At 66.6% G+C, this 20,599-nt stretch carries 22 protein-coding genes; 10 read left to right on the top strand and 12 right to left on the bottom strand.

Going from position 1 to position 20,599, the window contains the following annotated elements; genetic code table 11:
• Nucleotides 1–41: 41 nt before the first annotated feature.
• Nucleotides 42–1,019 (bottom strand): 4-hydroxy-3-methylbut-2-enyl diphosphate reductase, encoded by a 978-nt coding sequence (gene ispH, locus AXYL_RS08830; protein ID WP_013392452.1) that lies wholly within the window; start codon nt 1,017–1,019, stop codon nt 42–44.
• Entirely contained in the window at nt 1,019–1,495 is a 477-nt protein-coding gene (locus AXYL_RS08825; RefSeq protein WP_080551049.1) for an FKBP-type peptidyl-prolyl cis-trans isomerase, read from the bottom strand. The genes ispH and AXYL_RS08825 overlap by 1 nt, the downstream gene beginning before the upstream one ends.
• Nucleotides 1,496–1,545: 50 nt before the next feature.
• Between AXYL_RS08825 and radC the strand changes: the two genes are divergently transcribed.
• The 6 genes from radC (at nt 1,546) to AXYL_RS08795 (ending at nt 7,737) form a co-directional block, all read left to right on the top strand.
• Complete coding sequence (radC, locus tag AXYL_RS08820) at nt 1,546–2,223, top strand: RadC family protein (protein ID WP_013392450.1); 678 nt, start codon at nt 1,546–1,548, stop codon at nt 2,221–2,223.
• 85 nt (nt 2,224–2,308) lie between these two features.
• Nucleotides 2,309–2,935, top strand: coding sequence for an arylformamidase (gene kynB / locus AXYL_RS08815; protein WP_013392449.1), 627 nt, complete (start codon nt 2,309–2,311; stop codon nt 2,933–2,935).
• A gap of 180 nt (nt 2,936–3,115) precedes the next feature.
• Entirely contained in the window at nt 3,116–3,964 is an 849-nt protein-coding gene (kynA, locus tag AXYL_RS08810) for a tryptophan 2,3-dioxygenase (RefSeq protein ID WP_013392448.1), read from the top strand.
• Between the two features lie 254 nt (nt 3,965–4,218).
• Complete coding sequence (locus AXYL_RS08805) at nt 4,219–4,485, top strand: type B 50S ribosomal protein L31 (RefSeq protein WP_006218255.1); 267 nt, start codon at nt 4,219–4,221, stop codon at nt 4,483–4,485.
• A 124-nt stretch (nt 4,486–4,609) separates the two neighbouring features.
• The gene (locus AXYL_RS08800) at nt 4,610–6,340 is read left to right on the top strand and encodes an ArnT family glycosyltransferase (RefSeq protein ID WP_041652883.1); all 1,731 of its coding nucleotides are present in this window, start codon (nt 4,610–4,612) and stop codon (nt 6,338–6,340) included.
• Nucleotides 6,337–7,737: an MATE family efflux transporter gene (locus AXYL_RS08795; RefSeq protein WP_013392446.1), complete on the top strand. Its 1,401-nt coding sequence runs from the start codon at nt 6,337–6,339 to the stop codon at nt 7,735–7,737. Before AXYL_RS08800 ends, AXYL_RS08795 begins: the two co-directional genes overlap by 4 nt.
• Nucleotides 7,738–7,770: 33 nt before the next feature.
• Here AXYL_RS08795 and paaK read toward each other — a convergent pair whose 3' ends face one another.
• The 9 genes from paaK to paaA form a co-directional block, all read right to left on the bottom strand.
• The gene (gene paaK, locus AXYL_RS08790; RefSeq protein ID WP_013392445.1) at nt 7,771–9,084 is read right to left on the bottom strand and encodes a phenylacetate--CoA ligase PaaK; all 1,314 of its coding nucleotides are present in this window, start codon (nt 9,082–9,084) and stop codon (nt 7,771–7,773) included.
• Between the two features lie 111 nt (nt 9,085–9,195).
• Complete coding sequence (gene paaI / locus AXYL_RS08785; protein ID WP_013392444.1) at nt 9,196–9,666, bottom strand: hydroxyphenylacetyl-CoA thioesterase PaaI; 471 nt, start codon at nt 9,664–9,666, stop codon at nt 9,196–9,198.
• A 2-nt stretch (nt 9,667–9,668) separates the two neighbouring features.
• Complete coding sequence (gene paaG / locus AXYL_RS08780; RefSeq protein WP_013392443.1) at nt 9,669–10,457, bottom strand: 2-(1,2-epoxy-1,2-dihydrophenyl)acetyl-CoA isomerase PaaG; 789 nt, start codon at nt 10,455–10,457, stop codon at nt 9,669–9,671.
• A gap of 14 nt (nt 10,458–10,471) precedes the next feature.
• Complete coding sequence (gene paaN, locus AXYL_RS08775; RefSeq protein WP_013392442.1) at nt 10,472–12,136, bottom strand: phenylacetic acid degradation protein PaaN; 1,665 nt, start codon at nt 12,134–12,136, stop codon at nt 10,472–10,474.
• A 48-nt stretch (nt 12,137–12,184) separates the two neighbouring features.
• Nucleotides 12,185–13,273 carry a 1,2-phenylacetyl-CoA epoxidase subunit PaaE gene (gene paaE, locus AXYL_RS08770; RefSeq protein WP_013392441.1) on the bottom strand — a complete coding sequence of 363 codons (1,089 nt, stop codon included), beginning with the start codon at nt 13,271–13,273 and terminating at the stop codon, nt 12,185–12,187.
• A gap of 13 nt (nt 13,274–13,286) precedes the next feature.
• Complete coding sequence (paaD, locus tag AXYL_RS08765) at nt 13,287–13,793, bottom strand: 1,2-phenylacetyl-CoA epoxidase subunit PaaD (RefSeq protein WP_013392440.1); 507 nt, start codon at nt 13,791–13,793, stop codon at nt 13,287–13,289.
• Nucleotides 13,790–14,554 (bottom strand): 1,2-phenylacetyl-CoA epoxidase subunit PaaC, encoded by a 765-nt coding sequence (gene paaC / locus AXYL_RS08760; RefSeq protein ID WP_013392439.1) that lies wholly within the window; start codon nt 14,552–14,554, stop codon nt 13,790–13,792. The genes paaD and paaC overlap by 4 nt, the downstream gene beginning before the upstream one ends.
• Nucleotides 14,555–14,569: 15 nt before the next feature.
• Nucleotides 14,570–14,854: a 1,2-phenylacetyl-CoA epoxidase subunit PaaB gene (gene paaB / locus AXYL_RS08755; protein ID WP_013392438.1), complete on the bottom strand. Its 285-nt coding sequence runs from the start codon at nt 14,852–14,854 to the stop codon at nt 14,570–14,572.
• An 83-nt stretch (nt 14,855–14,937) separates the two neighbouring features.
• Nucleotides 14,938–15,927, bottom strand: coding sequence for a 1,2-phenylacetyl-CoA epoxidase subunit PaaA (gene paaA / locus AXYL_RS08750; protein WP_041655302.1), 990 nt, complete (start codon nt 15,925–15,927; stop codon nt 14,938–14,940).
• Nucleotides 15,928–16,101: 174 nt separating this feature from the next.
• On the opposite strand from paaA, the gene paaX reads away from it, so the two are divergent.
• On the top strand, nt 16,102–17,031 hold the full coding sequence (gene paaX / locus AXYL_RS08745; RefSeq protein ID WP_013392436.1) for a phenylacetic acid degradation operon negative regulatory protein PaaX: 930 nt from the start codon (nt 16,102–16,104) through the stop codon (nt 17,029–17,031).
• 22 nt (nt 17,032–17,053) lie between these two features.
• Here paaX and AXYL_RS08740 read toward each other — a convergent pair whose 3' ends face one another.
• Nucleotides 17,054–17,680, bottom strand: coding sequence for an NAD(P)H-hydrate epimerase (locus AXYL_RS08740; protein WP_013392435.1), 627 nt, complete (start codon nt 17,678–17,680; stop codon nt 17,054–17,056).
• 192 nt (nt 17,681–17,872) lie between these two features.
• On the opposite strand from AXYL_RS08740, the gene AXYL_RS08735 reads away from it, so the two are divergent.
• The 3 genes from AXYL_RS08735 to AXYL_RS08725 all read left to right on the top strand — a co-directional run bounded on the left by AXYL_RS08735 (nt 17,873) and on the right by AXYL_RS08725 (nt 20,595).
• Entirely contained in the window at nt 17,873–19,234 is a 1,362-nt protein-coding gene (locus AXYL_RS08735) for an acyclic terpene utilization AtuA family protein (protein WP_013392434.1), read from the top strand.
• A 12-nt stretch (nt 19,235–19,246) separates the two neighbouring features.
• Entirely contained in the window at nt 19,247–19,573 is a 327-nt protein-coding gene (locus AXYL_RS08730) for a DUF4387 domain-containing protein (protein WP_013392433.1), read from the top strand.
• Between the two features lie 71 nt (nt 19,574–19,644).
• Complete coding sequence (locus tag AXYL_RS08725) at nt 19,645–20,595, top strand: tripartite tricarboxylate transporter substrate binding protein (protein ID WP_237709984.1); 951 nt, start codon at nt 19,645–19,647, stop codon at nt 20,593–20,595.
• Nucleotides 20,596–20,599 lie beyond the last annotated feature (4 nt).

Genomic DNA, 20,599 nt, shown 5'->3' with positions numbered 1-20,599 from the left:
CTGATGCGGCAGCGCCGCGCGGTCGCGCGGCGCCCGCCTGCTTATTCCAGCGATTCCGTCTGCGCCGACTTGCGGGACAGGCCCTTGGGCAGCGGGAACGCCACATTCTCTTCCAGGCCCGGCATGGTGCGCACCGACACCGCGCCCAATTCCTTGACCCGGTCGATGACCTGCTGCACCAGGATCTCGGGCGCGGATGCGCCCGCCGTCACGCCGATACGCTTGCGATCCACCAGCCAGGCCGGATCGATGGACTGCGCACCATCGATCAGGTAGGACGCCACGCCCTTGCGCTCGGCCACTTCGCGCAGCCGGTTGGAGTTGGAACTATTGGGGCTGCCCACCACCAGCACCAGGTCGCAATCCGGCGCCATCACCTTGACCGCGTCCTGGCGGTTCTGGGTGGCGTAGCAGATATCGCTTTTCTTGGGCTCGACGATGCTGGGGAAGCGCTCCTTCAGCGCCCGCGACACGGCCGCCGCGTCATCCACCGACAAGGTGGTCTGCGTGACGTAGGCCAGGTTTTCGGGGTCGGCCACCTGCAGGCCGGCGACGTCCTCGACGGTCTCGACCAGGTACATGCCGCCCTGGGCCTGGCCCAGCGTGCCTTCGACTTCGGGATGACCTTTGTGGCCGATCATGATGATCTCGCGGCCGGCGGCGCGCATGCGGGCCACCTCGATATGGACCTTGGTGACCAGCGGGCAGGTGGCGTCGAACACGCGCAGCCCGCGCGAATCGGCCTCGGCCCGCACCGCCTTGGACACGCCGTGCGCCGAGAACACCACGATGGCGCCGGCGGGCGCGTCGTCCAGCTCGTCGATGAAGATGGCGCCCTTGGCGCGCAGGTCTTCGACCACGTAGCGGTTGTGGACGATCTCGTGGCGCACGTAGATGGGCGCGCCGTGCAGTTCGAGCGCGCGTTCGACGATGTCGATGGCGCGATCCACGCCGGCACAGAAGCCGCGCGGCTGCGCCAGCAGGACTTCGGCGTCGGCGGCGGTGACAACCTGGCTCATCAGAGGACTCCCAAGAGCGCCACGTCGACCCGCAAGCTGATGCCCGCGAGCGGGTGGTTGAAATCGAACAGGGCCGATTCGTCGTTGATTTCCTTCAGGACGCCCGAATAGCGTCCGCCATTGGGCGCGGCGAATTCCACCAGGTCGCCCGGCTCGAAGGTGGCGTCGGCGCCCGCATGCTCAGCCAGCATGGCGCGCGTGACGCGCTGGATGAGCTCGGGGTTGCGCTCGCCATAAGCGTCGGCCGGCTCGACCGTGACGCTGAAGCGCTCGCCTTCGGCGCGGCCGACCAGCGCCGCTTCCAGGCCGGGCGCCCATTGGCCGCTGCCCATCTGCAGCGTGCCGGGACGGCCGTCGAAGGTGTCGGCGAACACGGAATCCTTGCCCGGCCCGGAGGCCAGCGTGATGCGGTAGTGCAGCGTCAGGTAGGAATCCGGACGGACAAAAACGTTCACTTCGTTAGAGGCGATGCTCAAGATCTGCCACCGTATATGCAATTGAATAAACCCTGATTTTAGAGCCTCTTATGAAATTGTCCGATCGGCTGCCCAAACACGAGCGCCCCAGGGAGCGCTTGCTGCGCCACGGCGCCGGATCGCTCCAGGACTCGGAATTGCTCGCCATCGCCCTGCGCACCGGCATTCCCGGCCTGGACGTGGTGCAATTGGGCAGCCAGTTGCTGGCCAGATTCGGCGGCCTGCGGGGCCTGCTGGGCGCGACGCCCGAGGAACTGACCGCGGTCCCCGGCCTGGGTGCGGCCAAGGCCTGCATGCTGGTCGCCCTGCTGGAACTGGCGCGCCGCGCCATCGAAGAGGATCTGACCCGCAATAGCAACCTGGCCCACCCGTTGCAGGTAAAGGAATATTGCAAAATGGCGCTGGGGCACCGCCAGGTGGAACACTGCATCGCGCTCTATCTGGACAACCGGCTGCGACTCATCGCCACGGGCGAGCTGGCGCGCGGCACCCTGTCCCAGGCATCGGTCTACCCCCGCGAGGTCGTGCGCGAGGCGCTGCGGCACCATGCAGCGGCCCTGATCATCGCCCATAACCATCCGTCCGGCCTGGCCGAGCCCAGCGCCGCGGACCGCGGCTTCACGCAGCACCTGAAACAGGCGTTGGCGCTGGTGGACATCCGGCTGGTGGACCATCTGATCGTCGCCGCCGGGACGGTCATCTCCATGGCCGAACTCGGCGGCCTGTAGGGGCTGCGGACAGCTCCCGAATTCGTTAGACTAGCGCCCGCAATTGTTTTAGGCTTAACGCATCTTCCGACCCATTCCGCCTGACATGAAACGCTTGTGGGACATCTCCCCGCCCGTCTCCACGGCGTCGCCAGTCTTTCCTGGCGACACGCCGTACCGCCAGCAATGGAAATGGTCGCTTACGCCCGGCTGCCCGGTGAACGTCAGCGAAATCACGCTGTCGCCGCACATCGGCGCGCATGCTGACGCGCCCCTGCACTACCAGAACGGCGCCGCCGCCATCGGCGCGGTGTCCCTGGAACCGTTCCTGGGGCCCTGTCGCGTCATACACGCCATCGATTGCGGCCCCCTCATCACGGTGGACCACGTGGCCCATGCGGCCTTGAACCTGCCGCCCCGCGTGCTGGTCCGCACCGCCAAGCATGCCGCGCAGGACTGGTGGACCGACGATTTTTCCGCCTACGCGCCCCAGACCATCGAATGGCTGGCCGAACGCGGCGTCATGCTGATTGGCCTGGATACGGCCAGCATCGACCCCGCGTCCAGCAAGACCCTGGACAGCCACCACACGATCTTGCGGCACGACATGCGGGTACTGGAGAACCTGGTGCTCGACGATGTGCCGGAAGGCGATTACGAGTTGATCGCACTGCCGTTGGCGCTGGTCCAGGCCGATGCCAGCCCGGTCCGCGCCGTCTTGCGCGAACTGTAGGCTGGTCCGCTGGCCATGGGCGGCCGATCCGAAATCGGCCGCCAGTTCTGGAAGCTCGACCATGAAACACCATTCCGATCCGCACGCGGCGCTTGCCTGCGCCCGTCCCCATGCGCCCTCGTGGCGCGCCCTGCCCGCATCCGCGCGCCGCGCCGCCCCGCCCTGCCAGGGAGACCGCGCATGAGCCACTCCGAACGCCCCGAGGACATCGTCCGCCAGGAAAAAGCGCAGCTGGACTTCACGCGCGACATGACCTACGGCGACTACCTGCATCTGGACGAACTGCTGGGCGCGCAGCATCCGCTGTCGCCCGAGCACAACGAGATGCTCTTCATCATCCAGCACCAGACCAGCGAACTCTGGATGAAGCTGATGCTGCACGAACTGCGCGCCGCCATCGCCAACGTGGCCGCCGACCGGCTGCAACCCGCCTTCAAGATGCTGGCCCGCGTCAGCAAGATCATGGAACAGCTGGTCCATGCCTGGGACGTGCTGGCAACCATGACCCCGCCCGAATACTCCGCGCTGCGCCCCTATCTGGCGCGTTCCAGCGGATTCCAGAGCTACCAGTACCGCCAGGTCGAATTCCTGTTGGGCAACAAGAACGCCGCCATGCTCAAGCCGCATGCGCACCGCGACGACCTGCTGGCCCAGGTGCGCAGCGCCTATGAAGCCCCGTCGCTGTACGACGAGGCTTTGCGGCTGCTGGCCCGCCACGGCCTGGACGTGCCGGCCGACCACCTCAAACGCGACTGGACCCAGCCCTACCAGGCGTCGGCCGGCGTGGAGGCCGCCTGGCTGACGGTCTACCGCGAGCCCGACCGCTACTGGGACCTGTACCAGCTAGGGGAAAAGCTGACCGACCTGGAAGACGCATTCCGCCTGTGGCGCTTTCGCCACGTCACCACCGTCGAACGCGTCATCGGCTTCAAGCGCGGCACTGGCGGCACGTCGGGGGTCGATTACCTGCGGCGCATGCTGGAAGTGGTGCTGTTCCCCGAGATCTGGAAGCTGCGCACGGATCTTTAAACCCTTATCCGACCCCAATTTTGGCAAGGGCGCCCCTCCCCAAGGGCCTCCTTTCCTCTTGGCCGAGCCAAAATTCCCATGCTAGAATTTGGGGTTACTTTTTGGATACGTGGCTGGAATAGTCGACGAGTATCCGGCCGCTGGGCAAACCCGATGAGCATATCGGCGGATTTGCCGGGCGGACGGGATTACCGCGCTTCCTGGCTGGCGACCCTAACAACTTGCAAGGCTCGGAAGAGCCCTAGGAAAGCACCATGAAAGAAGGCATTCACCCCGAATACCGCGAAGTCGTCTTCGCCGATCTGCAAACGGGCAACAAGTTCATCACCCGTTCGACCGTGCACACGCGCGAAACCGTTGAAATCGACGGCAAGACGTACCCGCTCTTCAAGTGCGACGTGACCTCCGAATCGCACCCGTTCTACACGGGCGCCCAGACCCGCATCGTCGAAACCGGCCGCGTGGAAAAGTTCCGCGCCCGTTTCGCCCGCACTGCCGGCACGGTCAAGTCCGCTTCCTGATCCTGTCGCTCCCGCGGGAGCCGCAGCAAAAAGGCAGCCTCCGGGCTGCTTTTTTTTCTCCCTGGCAGTTCAATCTTGACGCCGGGTACTAGCGCAATCAGACCACTCGGTTACATTAACGCCCGTGTCCCCACTTTCCATTTCCACTCCGGCCCGGCTCACGTCCGTGGCCACCGCGAAACTGCCCAGGCTGATCCTGCTGGGCTTGTCGCTGGCCTATATCGTGGCCGGCCTGTTCATGCGCGACCCGTGGAAAACTGATGATGCGGTGGGGCTGGCGACCATGGTCACGGCGATCCGCGAAGGCGGCATCACCTGGCTGCTGCCGCAGGTGGGGCACCTGGCCCACGCCGAGGAAGGGCCGCTGATCACCTGGGTGGGCGCGATCTGCATCTGGCTGTTCGGCCCCTTCATCGGCGACATCACCGCCGGCCGCCTGCCCAATCTGCTGTGGTTCGGCATCACCGCGACCAGCGTCTGGTACGGCACCTACCTGCTGGGCCGCCGCGCCGAAGCGCAGCCGCTGGCCCTGCCCTTCGGCGGCGAACCCGAACCTCGTGATTACGGGCGCATGCTGGCCGACGCCGCGCTGCTCCTGCTGCTGGCCACGGTCGGCATCCTGCAGCGCACCCACGAAACCACCGTCGTGCCCGCCATCATGGCGTGGCAGGCGCTGGCCTTCTATTCGCTGGCGCGCAGCATAGACCGGCCCTTCACCGGCAGCACCACCCTGGGCATTGCCCTGGCGGCCAGCTTCCTGACCCGCGGCTGGGTCGGCGCCATCCCCATCATGGTGGGCGCGGCCCTGGCCTTCTATCCGCGCAGCCGGCTGTGGAAATGCCGCCGCTGGCTGCCCTGGGCCGCGCTGCTGGCGGCCCTTCTGATCCTGGCTTGGTGGATTCCCGCCAGCCATAGCAGCGAGTATTGGATCCGCAACTGGAAGATCTGGAACCTGTCGTCCTTCGCCGTGCCCTCCTGGCATGACATCGGGCGCACCCTGCGCGACCTGCCCTGGTACCTGTGGCCCACCTGGCCGTTGGCCCTGCTGGCCATCTGGCGCTGGCGCGCCTGGCTTTATGCGCCCCATATCTGGCTGCCGCTGACCCTGTTGGTGTGCTCCGCGGCAGTGCTGTTCGGCCTGGAAGAAGCGTCCGACTCCGAATATGTGCTGCTGGCCGTGCCTTGCGCGGTGTTGGGCGCGTTTTCGCTGCCCACGCTGCGCCGTGGCGTGGTCAACACCCTGGACTGGTTCGCCGTCATGTGCTTTTCGCTGACGGCAACCACGGTCTGGCTGGGCTGGGTCGCCCTGCACTTCGGATGGCCGGCACAGATTTCCCGCAATATCGCGCGCCAGACCACCGGCTACGACCCCGAGATCTCCTGGGTGGCGTTCGCGCTGGCCATTGTTTTTACCGTGGGCTGGATCGCGCTGGTGGTCTGGCGGCTGCGGGTGCGGCCGCAGGCGCTGTGGCGCGGCACCGTGCTGTCGGCCGGGGGCCTGACCGTTACGTGGATCCTGCTGGTGCTGCTGTGGCAGCCCGCCGTGGACTACGCCCGCAGCTATCGCACCGTGTCTGGGCAGTTGGCACAGGCGCTGGAGCAGAACGTGCGCCCCGGCGAGTGCGTGCGCGGACTGAGCCTGGGCAGCGGGCAGCGCGCCTCGTTCCTGATCTTCAATAACCTGACGTTCACGTTCGACTCCAAGTGCACGCTGGTGCTGCAACAGACCAGCAACCAGAGCCTGCGGGACAATACCGCCGCCTACAGCGACGGCGCCGAAGTACTGTGGCAAGGTGGCCGGCGCGCCGACCGCCAGGAAGTGTTCCGCCTGCTTAGAGTCGGCGCCCCCCGATGACGCCCGCGTCCGCCGCGCCGATGAGTTTCGGCGCCACCCTGCGCGGCATAGCCCGGCAGGCCTGGCCGGTACTGGTCAGCCAATGGGCCGGCATCTCCTTCGGCGTGCTCGACACCGCCATGACGGGCCACTCCAGCGCCGCCGACCTGGCGGCGATGGCCTTGTCCGCGTCCATCTACATCACCATCTTTGTCGGGCTGATGGGCGTGGTGCACGCCCTGATCCCCATCCTGGCCCAGCACTTCGGCGCCGGCAACAACCTCGAGGTTGGGCGCAGCTGGGGCCAGGGCGTGTGGCTGGCGCTGGGGCTGTCGGTGGTCGGCGCGGTGCTGCTGCTGTTCCCGGACATGTGGCTGTCCATGTCGGGCGAAGTCGCCCCAGGCGTGCGCGAACGCATCGGCTCCTATCTGCAGGCCCTGGTGCTGGCGCTGCCTGCGGCCCTGGTGTTCCGCACCATCTACGCGCTGGGCACCTCGGTCTCGCGCCCCAAGCTGGTCATGGCCATCAACCTGACGGCGATCGGCTTCAAGGCTTTCTTCAACTGGCTCTTCATTTACGGCAATCTTGGCCTGCCGGCCATGGGCGCCACCGGCGCCGGCCTGGCGACGGCCGTGGTGTCGTGGATGAGCCTGGGCCTGGGCCTGTGGGTCATCACCCATGACCGCTACTACCGGCGCTTCAAGCTGCACGTCGGCAAGCCCGACTGGAAGACGCTCAAGGAGCTGTTGCGCCTGGGCATCCCCATGGGCGGCTCGTATCTGGTGGAAGTGTCGGCCTTTACCTTCATGGCCCTGCTGGTGGCGCGCGAAGGCACCTTCGTGACCGGCGGCCACCAGATCATGTCCAACCTGGCCGCGCTCTGCTACATGATGCCGATGGCGCTGGGCGTGGCCACGGCCGCCCTGACCGCGCAGGCCATCGGCGCGGGCAATCTCGCGCATGCGCACCGCACCGGCATGGCGGGCCTGACGCTCGGCATCCTGGGCGCGCTGCTCACCGCAGCGGTGCTGCTGGCGGGCCGGCCGCTCATCCTGGCCGCCTATACCAACAACCCCGAGGTGGCCGCGGTGGCGACCACACTGCTGGCCGTCCTGCCCCTGTTCCATCTGTTCGACTCGATGCAATGCATCAACTCCTACCTGCTGCGCGCCTACAAGGTGGCGGTGGTGCCGCTGCTGCTGCAAGTGGTCGCCCTGGCGGGAGTGGGCCTGGTCGGCGGCTGGTGGTTCGGCTTCGGCCCGGGCCGCGGCGGTCTGGACGGCGTGCGCGCCGTCCTGGTCCCTGGATCTCCTCAGGGCGCGGGCAGCATGTGGCTGATGGCCATGGTCGGCTTGGGACTGTCGGCCGCCTTGCTGCACTACTGGTACCGGCGCATCGTGCGCGGGGCGATCAAGTAAAAAAGCAGCCTTGCGGCTGCTTTTTTTAGGACCTTATTTCGGTCGCTTGTCGATCACGCGGCGCGCCTTGCCGGTCAGCGTGCGTTCCACATGGCCCGAGTCCGACACCTGGATACGCGCGCTGACGCCAATATGCGTCTTGACCGCGTGCTGCAATTGCTTGCCCAGGTTCGCGCGTTCCGCATCCGACAGGGTCGAAAACTCGGCGCGCAGTTCGGTCAGGATTTCCAGCTCGTCCATATTGCCGCTGCGCGACAGCACCAGCTGATAGTGCGGCGCCAGCTGGGCGATCTTCAGGACCAGTTCCTCGACCTGGGTCGGGAACATGTTGACGCCGCGCACGATCAGCATGTCGTCGCTGCGGCCGGTGATCTTGCCGATGCGGCGCATGCTGCGCGCGGTCGGCGGCAGCAGGCGCGTCAGGTCGCGGGTGCGGTAGCGGATGATGGGCATCGCTTCCTTGGTCAGCGAGGTGAACACCAGCTCGCCCGGCTCGCCGTCGGCCACGGGTTCGCCCGTGTCGGGATTGATGATTTCCGCGTAGAAGTGGTCTTCCCAGACCACCGGGCCGTCCTTGGTCTCGACGCATTCGCTGGCCACGCCCGGCCCCATCACTTCGGACAAGCCGTAGATATCCACGGCGTCGATGCCGGCTTCGGTCTCGATGTCGGCGCGCATCTGCCCGGTCCAGGGTTCGGCGCCGAAGATGCCGATGCGCAGCGAACTTTGACGCGGATCAATCCCCTGGCGGCGCTGTTCCTCCAGAATATTGCAGAAGTAGGAGGGCGTGACCATGATGATGTCCGGACGGAAATCGTTGATCAGCTGCACCTGCTTTTCGGTCTGTCCGCCCGACATCGGGATGACCGTGCAACCCAGGCGTTCCGCGCCGTAATGCGCGCCCAGGCCGCCGGTGAACAGGCCGTAGCCGTAGGCCACGTGCACCGTGTCGCCGGGCTTGCCGCCCGCCGCGCGGATGGAACGCGCCACCAGGTTGGCCCAGTTGTCCAGGTCGCCCTGGGTATAGCCCACCACCGTCGGCTTGCCGGTGGTGCCGCTGGATGCATGGATGCGCGAGATGCGCTCGCGCGGCACGGCGAACATGCCGAAGGGATAGTTCTCGCGCAGTTCCTTCTTCGTGGTGAAGGGGAACTTCGAAATATCGGACAGCTGCTTCAGGTCGTCGGGATGCACGCCGGCTTCATCGAAAGCCTTCTTGTAGTGCGGCACGTTTTCATAGGCATGCTTGAGCGACCACTTCAGCCGCTCCAGTTGCAGCGCGCGCAGTTCATCCTCGCTGGCATGCTCGATGGGATCCAGCCCCGGCTTGCTCATGGTGTTGGACATGGTTATCTCTCTCCTGAAATTCTCTCTGCGCGGAGCCCGGTCGCGCGGCGGGCGGAAGCCCTGCCCGCTCGCGGCCCGGCCCGCGGCCGTATCTTTGGTTGGTTGGCTGGCTCAAGCGTCCGCGGGGACGCCAACGATCTGGCCCTTGATGCGGTAGGAACGGCCGCGGAACAGCGCCACGTTACGCCCATCCTGGTTGGTCACGGTTACGTCGTAGACGCCGGTGCGGCCGGCCAGCGAGCGCTCCTGCGCCACTGCGGTCAGCAGGTCGCCTTCGAAGCCCGGCGCCAGGTAGTCGATGGTGCAGCCCGACGCCACCGTGCTGACGTTGCGCGAATTGCAGGAAAAGGCGAAGGCGCTGTCCGCCAGGGCGAAGATGAATCCGCCATGGCAGGTCTTGTGGCCGTTCAGCATGTCGGCGCGCACGCGCATGGTCAGGCGCGCGTAGCCCGGCGCCATTTCCTCGATTTTCATGTCCAGGCCTTGCGACGCCGCGTCGCCTGCAAACATGACGGTGCCGACGGCCTGCGCCAGCTCCTGGGGATCGGCCGGCACTTCGACCGCGGGAACGTGTGCGTTCATTCTTATTGCCCCTTGAATTGCGGTTCGCGCTTGCCCAGGAAGGCGGCCACGCCTTCCGCGTAGTCCGCGCTGCGGCCGAGTTCGCGCATCATGTCGCGTTCCAGGTCCAGCTGCGTGGACAGGTCGTTGCCCAGGCTGGCCTGCATGGCCCGCTTGGTGAAAGCCAGGCCCTTGGTCGGAGCCTTGGCGAAATGCTGCGCCAAGCTTTCCAGCGCGGCGTCGAACTCCTCGTCCGCCACGCATTGCCAGATCAGGCCCCACTCCTCGGCCTGCTTGGCGCTGAGCTTGTCGCCCAGCATGGCCAGGCCCATGGCGCGGGCGCGGCCCACCAGGCGCGGCAGCACGAAGGTGCCGCCGGTGTCGGGGATCAGCCCAAGACGGCAGAACGACTGGATGAACGTGGCCGAAGCCTTGGCGATGACGATGTCGCCGGCAAACGCCAGATTGGCGCCCGCGCCGGCGGCCACGCCATTCACGCCCACCACCACCGGCATGGGCAAGGCGTTCACGCGGCGCACCAGCGGTCCGTAGAACTTGTCGACGGTCTCGCCCAGGTCGGGCGGCGTGCCGTCGGCGGCGGGCTTGCGCTCGCTCAGGTCCTGGCCGGCGCAGAAGCCGCGGCCGGCGCCGGTCAGCAGCAGCACGCGCGCGCCTTCGTTTTCCACGCGCGTCAACGCCTCGGCCACTTCGCCGTGCATGTTGGCCGTGAAGCTGTTCAGCTTGTCGGGACGGTTCAGCGTCAGGCGCGCGATGCCGCCGGACAGGTCGAATTGGATATCCTGGTAGCTCATGTCAGCCGCTCCGTTCAGACATGACGGCGGGTTTGCACCACGCGGAAGCGGTTGGATACGAAAGCCGAGTCCGACAGCGCGGCGTTGGCGGCCGGGTTGGCGCCGGTGCCGTGGAAGTCGCTGAAGGCGGCCGTCTGGTTGACGAACACACCACCCGTCAAGTTCAGCGACAGCGACACGCCCGAGACTTCCGCCGCGTCCTGCACCTGGTCGGCGACGGCGTCGCTGGTGGTGTAGGCGGACAGCGACAACGCGCCATGCTTGATCACGCTGTCGCGCGCCAGCTGGATGCTGTGGGTGGTGGAATCCGTGGCGACCACGAAGGCGATCGGACCGAACCATTCCTGGCTGATGGCGGCGTTGCCGGCTTCCGTGCGCAGCAAGAGCGGCGTGCGGACACGGGCGTTCTCAAATTGCGGGTGCGTCAGCGCCTTGCTGTCGGCCACCACCGGCAGGCCCAGCGCGCGGGCCTTTTCGATGCGCTCGACGATGCCTTGGTTCTGGATCGCGCCAGTCAACTCGACGGCCTTGGCCGCATCGGCGCCGACCTTCTCGACCGCGGCGCCCAGGGCGGCGGCGACTTCATCGAAGCTGACGCGGCCTTCCGGCGTCTGGATGCCGTCGCGCGGCACATAGATGTTCTGCGGCGCGGTGCACATCTGGCCCGAGTAGAGGGCCAGCGAGAACGCCAGGTTGCGGGCCACGCCCTTCAGGTCGTCGGTGGAATCGATGATGACCTGGTTGACGCCGGCCTTCTCGGTGTAGACCAGCGCCTGGCGGGCGTTGTTCTCCAGCCAGTCGCCGTTGGCGGTGCTGCCGGTGAAGTCGACGATCTTGACGGCCGGGTCCAGCGCCAGCTTCTGCGCGGTGTCGTCGCCGGCGGCGTGCGCCGCCAGCAGCACCACGTCCGGGTCGAAGCCCGCTTCCTGCAGCACTTCGCGCGCCACCTTCACGGTGATGGCCAGGGGCAGGATCGCGCCGGGATGCGGCTTGACGATGACGGTGTTGCCGGTGGCCAGGCTGGCGAACAGGCCGGGGTAGCCGTTCCAGGTCGGGAAGGTGGAGCAGCCGATCACCAGCGCGACGCCGCGCGGCACCACGGTGAACTGCTTTTCCATGCGGATCGGGTCATTCTTGCCCTGCGGCTTTTCCCAAACGGCCACGCCCGGGATGCGCGACATTTCCTGCCAGGCGTAGGTCACGGCTTCGAAGCCGCGGTCCTGCGCGTGCGGGCCGCCGGCCTGGAAGGCCATCATGAAGCCCTGGCCGGTGGTGTGCTGGACCGCATAGGCGATCTCGAAGCTGCGCTTGTTCAGGCGGGCCAGGATTTCCAGCGACACGCCCACCCAGGCGCGCGGACCGGCGCGGCGCCAGTCTTCCAGCGCGCGCTTGGAAGCGGCGATCAGCTTGTCGGCGGGGACGCGCGGATAGGTGATGCCCAGGTCGAAGCCAAAGGGCGACTGCTCGCCGCCCACGGTGCCGTCGGCGTCATGCAGGTTCAGCGGGAAAGGCTTGCCTTGCAGCGCTTCAAAGGCGGCGCGGCCCTCGTCGTTGGCGGTCTCGCCATAGTTGCGCGGGCTGGGCGACTCGGCAAACGGGCTCCAGTAGCCGCGCAAGGAGGCTGCGGCCATGGCTTGTTCCAGCAGGGGCTGGTGGCGTTCGAAGAATTGTTGGGACACTGCGTCTCTCCAAATGGATATGGTTTTATCTGCCTGGCGCGGGCCGGGTCAGGTTTCCTGGTCGAAGTCGATGACCAGGCGGTCGCTGACGGGGAAGCTCTGGCAGCTCAGGATGAAACCGCGCGCCACTTCGTAGTCTTCCAGGGCGAAGTTGGCATCCATGTCCACCTCGCCTTCGATGACCTTGCAGCGGCAGGTGGAGCACACTCCGCCCTTGCACGAATACGGCAGTTCTATCCCTTGCGCCAGCGCCGAATCCAGCACGCTGTCTTTATTCTTTTCAATCACGAACATGCGGCTGTGGCCGTCCTGCACCACGGTCACTTCGCACTGGCCCTTGCCGGGCGCCTGGCGGGCGTCCTGGCCGGTGCGCAATGCGCGCGGCCCCTTGGGCGCGCCGAACAGTTCGAACTTGATGTTCGACTTCGGAATGCCGCGGGCCTGCAGCCGCTCGACCACGCTTTCGGTCATGGTCTGCGGACCACAGACAAAAGCGTAATCGATATCCTCGGGACTCATCCAGGCCGCCATCAGCTGGTCGACCTTGTCGCCGTCCAGGCGGCCGTTGAAGAGTTCGATGTCCTGGGTCTCGCGGCTCATGATGTAAACCAGCGAGAAGCGCTCCATGTAGAGGTTCTTCAGGTCTTCGATCTCTTCGCGGAACAGCACGGCCGACGAGGCGCGGTTGCCGAAGAACAACGTGAACTTGCTATTGGGCTCGGTCGACAGCGCGGTCTTGACCAGCGAGAACACCGGCGTGATGCCGCTGCCTACGGCAAACGCCACATAGTGGCGCTTGTTCTCGGGCGAAAAATCGACGGTGAAGTTGCCGGCCGGCGCCATGACTTCCAGGGTCTGGCCCGGTTGCAGCTCATGGTTGGCCCAGCTGGAAAAAACGCCCTCGTCCACCTTCTTGATGGCCACGCGCAGCAGCTTGTCGTTCGGCGCGGAACAGATGGAGTAGGAGCGGCGCTGTTCCTGGCCGTCCAGCTCGGTGCGCAGCGTCAGGTACTGGCCCGGCAGGAAGGCGAACTCTTGCGCCAGCGTCTCGGGCAGGTCGAAGGTCACGACCACGGCGTCGCGCGTGTTGCGCGCCACCGAAGCCACCGTCAAGGCATGGAATTGGTTCTGGCTCATTGCGAAACCGCTCTCAGTGAGTCTTGAAATAATCGAAGGGCTCGCGGCAAGACACGCAGCGATACAGCGCCTTGCACGACGTGGACCCGAAGTTGCTGACCAGGCGCGTGTCTTTCGAACCGCAGCGCGGGCAGGCGATGGCGGGGCCAGACGCGCGCCGGCTGATGCCCGAAATGTCGACGGCGCGTTCGGCGGGCGCGGCGATGCCGTAGCCCTTGAGCGCCTCACGTCCCTTTTCGCTCATCCAGTCGGTGGTCCAGGCCGGCGCGAGGCGGGTTTCCACGCGGACCTCGGCGATGCCGTGGCGGGCCAACGTCTGCTGGATGTCCTGGGTGATCTCGCGCATGGCCGGACAGCCGGAGTACGTGGGCGTGATGACCACGACACAGGCCTCGCCATCCCAGGACACGTCGCGCACCACGCCCAGATCCACCACGGACAGCACGGGGATCTCCGGATCGGGGACCTCCTGCAGCCAGGTGTAGACCTGGTCGGCGGATACGGGCGCCAGCGCGTTCACCAGGTGGCTCCGGGATAGGCGCGCGGCAGGAACTGCATTTCAGCGAGCACGTAGCCCAGTTCCTCGGTGTGCTTGCCCTGGCGGCCGCCGCGATACGCCAGATGGTTGGCGGCGGACTCGTCGGGCACGGTCAGGGTGGCCTCTTCCAGCACTTCGCGCACGTGTGCCAGCCAGGGCTGGCGCAAGGCCGACAGTTCACAGCCGATGCCGCGGGCGACGACGTCCTGATCGATGGCATCGTCGGCGAACAGCTCGCCGGTGAAGCGCCAGGCGTCGTCGATGGCCGCCTGCATCTTGGCGTGGCTTTCCGCCGTGCCGTCGCCCAGGCGCACCACCATGTCCGAGGAACGGCGCACGTGATAGGTCACTTCCTTGATGGCCTTGGCCGCGATGGCGGCGACGCGCTCATCGCCCGACTGCTCCAGGCGCTGCAAGAGGAAGTAGTGCCAGACGTCGAACAGGAACTGGCGCGCCATGGTGTCGGCGTAGTTGCCGTTGGGGCGTTCCGCCAGCAGCACGTTGTGGAACTGGTGCGCGTCGCGCAGGTAGGCCAGCGCGTCTTCGTCGCGGCCGGCGCCTTCGACCTCGCCCGCCAGCGTCAGCCACATGCGGGCCTGGCCCAGCAGGTCGAGCGCGGTGTTGGTCAGCGCCAGGTCTTCTTCCAGGATGGGGCCGTGGCCGGTCCAGGCGCCCAGCCGCTGCGACAGGATGAGCGAGGAATCGCCCAGGCGCAGCAGGTATTCAAACAGAGTCTTGTCCATGTCTCCCCCGCCGTCTTACATGTGCTTGATTTCTTCGGGCATCGGGAAGAACGTGGGATGCCGATAAACCTTGCTGTTGGCCGGTTCGAACAGCGGATCCTTGTCGCCCGGGCTACTGGCCGAAATATCGGAGGCGCGCACCACCCAGATGCTCAGGCCCTCGTTGCGGCGGGTGTAGACGTCGCGGGCGTGATTGATCGCCATTTCGGCGTCGGATGCGTGCAGGCTGCCGACGTGCTTGTGCGCCAGGCCGTGCTGGCTGCGGATGAACACTTCCCACAAAGGCCAGTCTTTGCTCATGATGGATATCCTCGAATGCCGGGCGCGCGCCGCGCGCTCCGGTTTGCAATGGTGGTGAAGAAGAGTGGAGCCCGGACGCGAGTTCAGGCTGCCTTGCGCTCGGCCTGCTTGTCGGCGTAGGCGACCAGGGCATCGCGCACCCAGGCGCCGTCCTCGTGCGCCTTGACGCGCGCGGCCAGGCGTTCGCGGTTGCAGGGGCCGTTGCCCTTGAGCACCGCGTAGAACTCGGACCAATCGATCTCGCCGAAGTCGTAGTGGCCGCGTTCGGCGTTCCACTTGAGTTCGGGATCCGGCACCGTCAGGCCCAGGTATTCGGCCTGCGGCACGGTCTGGTCCACCATCTTCTGGCGCAGCTCGTCGTTGGAGAAGAGCTTGATCTTCCAGGCCATGGACTGGGCGCTGTTGGGCGAATCGGCATCCGAGGGACCGAACATCATCAGCGCCGGCCACCACCAGCGGTTCAGCGAGTCCTGCACCATGGCCTTCTGCTCGGGCGTGCCGTGCAGGCACATCTGCATCAGCAGGTCGTAGCCCTGGCGTTGGTGGAAGGACTCTTCCTTACAGACGCGCACCATGGCCCGCGCATAGGGGCCGTAGGAACAGCGGCACAGCGGGATCTGGTTGATGATGGCCGAGCCGTCGACCAGCCAGCCGATCATGCCGATGTCGGCCCAGCTGAGCGTGGGGTAATTGAAGATGCTGGAGTACTTGGCGCGGCCGGCATGCAGGTCGTCGATCAGGTCGTCGCGCGACACGCCCAGGGTTTCGGCGGCGCTGTACAGGTAGAGGCCGTGGCCGGCTTCGTCCTGGACCTTGGCCAACAGGATGGCCTTGCGCTTGAGTGAAGGCGCGCGGCTGATCCAGTTGCCTTCGGGCAGCATGCCCACGATTTCGGAGTGCGCGTGCTGGGAAATCTGGCGCACGAGCGTCTTGCGATAGGCGTCCGGCATCCAGTCCTTGGCCTCGATGCGGACGCCGTCGTCGATCCGGCGCTGGAACGTCTGTTCCCGGCCTTCGAGCTGGTCCGCGGTCTTGACCTGCTTGACGCCGGTTTCGACGAGTTGAGCGTACATGTTTGTCTCCTTGAAGACGGTTTGCGAAAACGCAAAGCAAACGTTCCGCAGTGCCGTCATGTCATAGGCGGATTATTTAATACAAAAAATTCATTGTCAAACTCAAATCTGTATCACATTGGATTTATGTATCATATTGCGGATCCCGATATCGGCCGCCTGCGGCCCCCTCTAATGGCAAACCCTCAGTCGCCCCTGGACCGCTTTCTGTCACGCCTGATCAAGAACGATCCGCCGCGCGCGAAATCGCTCTGCGTCAGCCTGCTCGGCGACGCCCTGGCCCCGCACGGCGGCGCCATCTGGCTGGGCGACCTGATCGAACTGCTGGCGCCGCTGGGCATCAATGAACGGCTGCTGCGCACCAGCGTCTTCCGCCTGGTGGCGCAGAACTGGCTGCAATCGGAACGCCACGGGCGCCGCAGCCTCTACCTGATTTCCGAGCAGGGCTTGCGCCACACGGCGCACGCCTCGCAGCGCATCTATGTGGGCCCGCCCCAGGAATGGAACGGGGAATGGACGCTGGTCGCCTTGCCGCGCACCGGCAACGGGCTGGCCGAGCGCGCGGAACTGCGCCGCGAACTGGTCTGGGAAGGGTTCGGCATGATCGCGCCGGGGCTATTCGCCCATCCGCACACCGAGGCGAGCGCCGCGCACGACATCCTGGAAAAGCTGGGCATCCCGGACCGGGCGCTGGTGCTGTCGGCCCGCGACCTGGCCGGCGCCGGCGGCCTGCCGATAGCCAGCCTGGCCTCGCAATGCTGGAACCTCGATGAACTGGCCGAGCAGTACCGCCAGTTCGCCAAGAATTTCGGCCCGCTGGAAAAGCTGCTGGAGACCCCGCCCGCGCCCGCCGAAGCCTTCATCGTGCGGGTCATGCTGCTGCACAGCTGGCGCCGCATCGTCCTGCACGACCCGCAACTGCCCGGCCCCATGCTGCCCGAGGACTGGCCCGGGCATGCCGCCCGCGAAATCTGCGGACGCGTCTACTGGCAGGTGTTCGACGCGTCGGAAGCGCACCTGGACGCGCTGGCCGGCCGCGACAACGAGCGTTACGCGCCGCTGTCGGAGGATATCGCCGCGCGCTTCGGCGGCAAGCCCGCCTGAACGCGCAAGCCGGTACGGCGGGTCAGTTCGCTGGGGTCATGATCACCCCCAGCGTGTCCACTTCCGATATGCCGCAGGCATCGCGACCCGGACCTGGGCGTTCCAGCCCCCTCGCCCGCCCGATGAACGACAGGGTCCAGCGCGCCTGGATCGGGCGGCCGAGAGCCTCGCCGCTATCCGCGTCGATACCGCTGGGCACGTCCAGGGCCAACACGGGCACGTTCCAGGCGTTGACCGTGTCCACCAGCGCCTGCCAGTCGGCGCCCAGCGGGCGATTCAAGCCGATGCCGAACAGGCCGTCGATGACCAATCCCGGCACGAAACCCGGCTCCAGCGTGGACCAGGTTTCGCCACCCGCCGCCTGCCAGCCGGCATAGGCGCGGGCGGCATCGGCGGGCAGGCCCTGCGCGCCCGAGGGCAACAGCACGCGCACATCGTGACCCATTGCGCGCAGGCCGGTCGCCGCTTCCAGCGCGTCGCCGCCGTTGTTGCCTGGCCCTGCCAACGCCAGCACCACCGCCCCCGGCCGGATCCGCGCCGCCACATGACGGGCCGCAGCCGCCCCGGCCAAGGGCATCAGGCGCCTGCCGGTAGCCAGGGTCTGGCGTTCGGCGTCGCGGATCTGGGCTACGGAATGGGAAGGCGGCATGGTGCAGGGTCGGATCGGTTATGCGTGAAATTCACTCACTGCGTGAAAATTTACCCGCAAATCAGAGAAAGCCACGCCAAGTGCACAGCAAATACGCGGGGTTTACGGTTCCCGCCACCTGGCACGCATCTTGCGTTGTAGTCATGGCCGGTACGAGCGAGACCGGACGACTCAACTGAAGAGACTACACCCATGCGTTCCATGAGCATCATCTGCCCGAATGGGCACTTAGGATTCGCCCCCTTGCGCACCGAGAGCTTCCAGCTCGGCGTGGCCGCCGGGCCGGACTGCATCGCCGCCGATTCGGGCAGCGACGACGTGGGTCCGGTGCCGCTGGGCTCCGATACCTCCACCAGCCCGCAAGCCTGGCAGCGCCACGACCTGGAGCAGATGCTGCTGGCCGCGCGCAAGCTGGGCGTGCCCATGGTCATCGGGTCGGCCGGCGATACCGGCTCCAACAGCCGCGTCGACCTGTACGTGCGCCTGATCAAGGAAATTGCCGCGGAACATAAGCTGGCGCCGTTCAAGGTCGGCTATTTCTATTCGGAAGTCGACAAAGAACGCGTGCGCCGCGCCCTGCGCGACGGCCAGCAAGTGGCGGGCCTGGACGGCTACGCCGACCTGACCGAGGCCGAACTCGACGCCAGCGACCGCATCGTGGCGGTGGCCGGCGTGCACCCCTATATCAAGCTGCTCGAAGCCGGCGCGGACGTGGTCATCGGCGGGCGCAGCTCGGACGCCGCCGTGTTCGCCGCTCCGGCCCTGCACCAGGGCTACGACGCCGACCGCGCCTATTACCTGGGCAAGGTGCTGGAATGCGCCTCCTTCTGCGCCGAACCCTATGGCGGCAAGGAAACCGTGATGGGCGAGATCTCGGCCGAGGACGTGCGCGTCACCGCCATGCACCCCGACCAGCGCTGCACCATCGCCTCGGTCGCGGGCCACGCCATGTACGAACGCTCCAACCCCTATGAGGAACTCTTCGCCGGCGGCCGGCTGGACATGGCCGAATGCCGCTACGAGCAGTTGAGCGAAAAAACCACCCGCATCACGGGTTCGCGCTTCGAGCCCGCCGCCCAGGTGCGCGTGAAGCTGGAAGGATCCGGCAAGGTCGGCGAGCGCTACATGGGACTTTGCGGCATCCGCGATCCCTACACCATCGCCAACGTCGACCGCGTCATCGCCTGGGCGCGCGACAAGGTGCGCGAACGCTTCGGCGACTCGGGCTATGAACTGCATTACAAGGTCTACGGACGCGACGGCGTCATGGGCGACCTGGAACCGCTGCGCGACCAGCCCGGCCATGAGCTCTGCGTCATGGTCCAGGGCGTGGCCCCGACCGCCGAAATGGCCGAGGAACTGACGCTCACGGGCTTGCGCCAGATGTTCTACGCCCGACTGCCCGACGTGAAGGGCACGGCCGGCTCCGTGTCGTTCCCGCTGGACGAGGTGGTGCGCACCAGCGCCGCCTACCGCTGGACCCTGAACCACACCTTACCGGTGGCCGATGCCGGCGAACTCTTCCCGACCCACCTCACCGAGGCTGGCGCCTGAGCCGGCAAGATCATGAGCACCCAGAAACTCAGCACCCTGGCCAAGACCATCCGCAGCAAGAACGCGGGCGTGAACAAGATCACTTTCGACATCATCTTCCGCGAGCCCGCGACCTACGAGGCGGTCAAGCGCTCCGGCGCGTTGACGCGCGCCAGCATGGCGGCTCTCTACCGCATCGACGACAGCCGCATCTCGGACTTCGTGCATTACGATCCCGGCCTGGCCATCAAGTTCACGATCTACCGGCTGGCTCCCAGCGGCTCCGCGGGCGACGGCGACATCTTCGGCGCGCAGCAGTACGCGCCGCTGCTGGACGTCGCCGTCCCCATGCCGGACTGAACGCCGCGGGCGCCGCATCCGGCGCCCGCTCCAACCCTCGCTCTCCCAGAGAATCGATCATGAAAGCGCTCATGCAAACAACGTTGTTCCTGGCCGCGTCCCTGCTGGCCGGCGCGGCAGCGGCCCAGACGGAAGTGCCCAAGCAGGTCAAGATCGTGGTGCCATTCACCGCCGGCGCCAGCAATGACGCGATCGCCCGCGCCATCGCGCCGCAGCTCGCGGCCCGCCTCGGCAACACGGTCATCGTGGAAAACCGCGGCGGCGCGGCCGGCGCGATCGGCTCCGAGTACGTGGCCCGTTCGGCCAAGGACGGCTCGGTGCTGCTCTTGACCTCGTCGACCTTCCTGACCACCGCCGCCACCCAGCCGCACCTGCCCTATGATCCGCTGAAGCAGTTCGCGCCGGTGGCGATGATAGGACAGGGGCCGCTGGTCATCGCGGCCTCGGCGCAAACGCCCTACAACTCCTTGAAACAGCTGCTGGAGGCGGCGCGCGGCAAGCCGGGCGCCCTGAACTACGGCAGCGCCGGCGTCGGCTCGCTGGCGCATCTGGCCACGGTCATGCTGGACGACGCCGCCGGCACGGACATGACCCACGTGCCCTACAAGGGCGCGGCCAACGCCGCCTCCGACCTGGCGGGCGGCCTGATCCACGTCATGCTGTCCAACTACAGCACGCTGGCCCCCGTGGTGCAGGGCAAGAAGGTCAAGCTGCTGGCCACCACGGCGCAGGCGCCCTCCCCGGCCTTCCCCGATCTGCCGCCGGCCGCCCAGGCCTTGCCGGGATATTCGGTGCAGATCTGGGTCGGCGTGTTCGCGCCCGCGGGCACGCCGCAGCCCTATATCGACAAGCTCAACGCCGCGCTCGTCGAGATCTCGGCTTCGCCGGAAATGAAGGCATTGCTCGATCTGGACGGCACCGTGCCTTCCCGCATGGACAGCGCCGAGTTCGGCACACGCGTGCGCGACGAGCTTGCGATGTGGCAGGGCATCGCGCGCAAGCACAACATCAGCGCGGAATAGCGCT

It is taken from the genome of Achromobacter xylosoxidans A8 (assembly GCF_000165835.1).
GTDB lineage: Bacteria > Pseudomonadota > Gammaproteobacteria > Burkholderiales > Burkholderiaceae_B > Achromobacter > Achromobacter xylosoxidans_B.
This window is presented reverse-complemented; position numbering and strand designations above follow the sequence as displayed.